A 2817-nucleotide genomic window follows, 5' to 3' on the forward strand; every position below is an offset into this window, starting at 1 on the left:
GAACGCGACTCTGATCAGGTCCTGAAGGAGCGGGACGACTACCACGACCTGCTCGACCGGTTCGCCTACTCCGTCGCACCGGTTGAGGTGATCGGGGAGCACTCCTCTGCGAACGACCCGTGGGCCAACGCGCTGGAGATCGTGACGCCCGCCGCCGAGGTCGACCGGATCACATCGGCGTGCATGGCGGCAGAACTGGAACGAGACGTTCGCCTGACAGCCGGGGACGTCGAGCGGTTCCTGAAGCGGGAGCGCGACGAGCACGGCAAGGAGAGCTACTGGTGGCGGTCCTTGGACGAGGCGCTCGACGCCTTCCGCCTGCACATGGTGACCGGCACTCCCTTGACGGAGCCGAGGCCGCACGGAGGCCCTGAGCCGCTCGGTGCCGGCCCGGAGCCGCTGACCGAAGCCGAAGAGCTGCGCGCCGAGGTAGAGCGCCTCACCGCCGAACTGGCCGAGTCCCGCCGAGGCGAGCACTGCGCCCTCACCGACTACGCCCTCGCCCGAGCACGAGCAGACAAGGCCGAGACCGAGCGGGACAAGCTCAGAGTCGAGCTGGACACCGCCAAGGCCGTCATGAGCAGGGCTCTGGGCGAGGTCGAGCACGAGGAAGTGGTCTACCTCCTGCACCGGTACCTGGACGTCTATCCCGCCACCACACCCGTCTTCCCCGCCACCACAAGGGAGGGGGAGTGAAGCTCCGCCCCTTCGTGGTCGGTTTGGTCGCCGGGATCACAGCAGCCGCCGGCGTGCTGGCGCCGCTCCTGATGCAACCCTCCGGTTTGGGCTTCTCGCCGTTCCTGTACGTCGCAGCCGCGAGCCTCGCGCTCGCGGCTGCGGCCGGCGCCGGGCATCTCGTCCAGCAGCACCGCCAGAGGCAAGCCCGGGAGATCCTCGCCGCGGCCCGCCGCCGTGAGCAACTCGCCTCCGATGGGGCCGCCGCCCTCGGCTTGGAGCAGCGGCACCGGCTCCTTCTGACTGACGCCTACAGCGCGGAGGAGAAGCCATGGGAACTCTGATGCTCGCGTTCGTCGGCTTGGCCGCTGCTGCTCTTGTCGCCACCGGGATGGTCCTCCGCAGCGTGGGTGAGCTCCCTGACCTGCACGACGTGTTCGACGACGACCTCGTGGAGCCCACCATCACCTGCACACCCTCGAAGGAGGAAGACCATGGGTAGGCCGCGAGGTGGCCCCAGCATGGAGGAAAGACTCCGCGTCTACCGGCAACTGCGCCAGCGAAAAGACCTGACCCAGCAGGGCATCGCCATGCGGATGGGCGTTTCCCGCCGCGCGGTGCAGCAGTACGCCAGACAGGTCCGGCAGGAAGACGGCATCACCCTCCAGCGGGGTGTCCGCACTGAACCGCGGGCCAAGAAGACGCCGGAGGAGAAGGCTCCCCGTTCTACTGAACTTCGGCCGCTGCTGCTGGATCACCTGCGCCGGTTTCCCCAGATGGAGTTGTCGTCGTGGGAGCTTGCCCGCATCGTAGACCCCGCCCCCAGAGGGTTTCGCGGGTATCCGGCGCACACCGTTGAGCGGGCACTCGACCAGCTAATCGCGGAGCATCTGGTGGAGCTGGTCGTCGGGGTGCGTGACCCTGACTGCGATCGCCGCCCAGTCCGCCGGTACCGGCTCGCCCGAAAGCAGGCGGAGGTAGCGGCTGAGGCCATCACAGGCGAGGACCTGGAGCGTGCCGCGTGAGCGGCCCCTACTGCTGCTCCCTCGCCGAGTGGGAGGGAAACGCCGCCCAGCATGCCCGCACATGCCCTGAGAGCCCCGCTGAGGAGACCGCGGATGCCTGACGCCCTGTTTGACCTCGCCGACGCCGCGGCAACCCGCGAGCCCGCTGACCCGAAGGGCATGCGCGAGCTGCTGTTCGCCGGGCTCGTCGCGCAGCTTGCCGCGGCGGTCGATGACGAGATGCCCGACTACATCGACGGTGAGTACCGGCTCGACCCCGACGGCATACCCCGCTCCGGTTCCCCTTACTGGCAGGCGTACCAGCACGCCTGTGGGTTACGCGCAGCCCTGTCCATGGTCCGCGCCAAGATCGCCACTCACGAGGAGTACCTGCGCGCCGATAGAGAGTGCATTCGTGCTTCGTGGTCGGAGACGGAGATGGCGTGCGCCCGCCACCGGGACGTGTGCCCGCGTTGTGCGGAGGTCAGCCAAGCCGCATGGGTCGCAGGGCGGTCTGAGGCCCGCGCCAGGCGGCTGGTGGACGTGTACGTGGGCGGGATCAGCAATCTCATGCTGGCGGTCGGCAGGGCCATGGAGGTTGGCGAGGACATCTCGATGGCGAGCGTAGAACGGGCGCTGCACCGGATCTTGGATGCGGCCAAGCGTGAGCAGGACCGCAAGGAGGCCGCGGATGCCTGAGACCGTCCTGGCTCTCCCCGAGGACGCTGTGTGCGTCGCTGAGCTGGTTGCTAAGGCGTACGCCGCTCATGAGGCCCACACCCGGCGCCGGTTCGCTGAGGATGCGGCGAGAACGCTGCTGGCGATGCGGCCTGCGGTGCATGACGAGGCCACCAACGCTGTCGCTGCGGCGTTCGAAGCCTCCGCCCGGGTGGTGTCGATGCTCGCCGGGCTGCCCGCCGGACCATCCCGGACGGAAGCGGACGCTCCCGGATGCCCTCACGGAGGTAAGCCGTGACCAGCTGGAACATCTCCTCTCTCACCCTGCAGATCGGCACGTGCGGCACGTGCGGCAAGAAGTCCTACGAGACCCGTAGCGCCGCGAAACGAGCCGGCCGGGCGTTGCACCCTGATGCGTGCATGCGCGCCTACCAGTGCGGTGTCTTCTGGCATCTCACCT

6 protein-coding genes are annotated in these 2817 nt (G+C 68.6%); all 6 read left to right on the forward strand.

What is annotated here, in order from left to right; genetic code table 11:
* On the forward strand, positions 1-696 hold a 696-nt coding region (locus AB0J58_RS43570; protein WP_364227403.1), incomplete at its 5' end, for a hypothetical protein.
* Entirely contained in the window at positions 693-1019 is a 327-nt protein-coding gene (locus tag AB0J58_RS43575; protein WP_357797353.1) for a hypothetical protein, read from the forward strand. The genes AB0J58_RS43570 and AB0J58_RS43575, both read left to right, overlap by 4 nt.
* Positions 1007-1177, forward strand: a complete 171-nt coding sequence (locus AB0J58_RS43580) for a hypothetical protein (protein WP_357797350.1) — start codon at positions 1007-1009, stop codon at positions 1175-1177. The genes AB0J58_RS43575 and AB0J58_RS43580 overlap by 13 nt, the downstream gene beginning before the upstream one ends.
* 19 nt (positions 1178-1196) lie before the next feature.
* Entirely contained in the window at positions 1197-1700 is a 504-nt protein-coding gene (locus AB0J58_RS43585) for an HTH domain-containing protein (RefSeq protein WP_357797347.1), read from the forward strand.
* 93 nt (positions 1701-1793) lie between these two features.
* Entirely contained in the window at positions 1794-2378 is a 585-nt protein-coding gene (locus AB0J58_RS43590) for a hypothetical protein (protein ID WP_357797345.1), read from the forward strand.
* Positions 2371-2655 (forward strand): hypothetical protein, encoded by a 285-nt coding sequence (locus AB0J58_RS43595; protein WP_357797343.1) that lies wholly within the window; start codon positions 2371-2373, stop codon positions 2653-2655. The genes AB0J58_RS43590 and AB0J58_RS43595 overlap by 8 nt, the downstream gene beginning before the upstream one ends.
* Positions 2656-2817 lie beyond the last annotated feature (162 nt).

It is taken from the genome of Streptosporangium sp. NPDC049644 (assembly GCF_040675205.1).
GTDB classification, from domain to species: domain Bacteria; phylum Actinomycetota; class Actinomycetes; order Streptosporangiales; family Streptosporangiaceae; genus Streptosporangium; species Streptosporangium fukuiense.

Excerpts from the sequence above, each read along its gene's own strand:
- AB0J58_RS43580 (WP_357797350.1), top strand. The coding sequence starts at position 1,007 with ATGGGAACTCTGATGCTCGCGTTCGTCGGCTTGGCCGCTGCTGCTCTT.
- AB0J58_RS43585 (WP_357797347.1), top strand. The coding sequence starts at position 1,197 with ATGGAGGAAAGACTCCGCGTCTACCGGCAACTGCGCCAGCGAAAAGAC.
- AB0J58_RS43590 (WP_357797345.1), top strand. The coding sequence starts at position 1,794 with ATGCCTGACGCCCTGTTTGACCTCGCCGACGCCGCGGCAACCCGCGAG.
- AB0J58_RS43595 (WP_357797343.1), top strand. The coding sequence starts at position 2,371 with ATGCCTGAGACCGTCCTGGCTCTCCCCGAGGACGCTGTGTGCGTCGCT.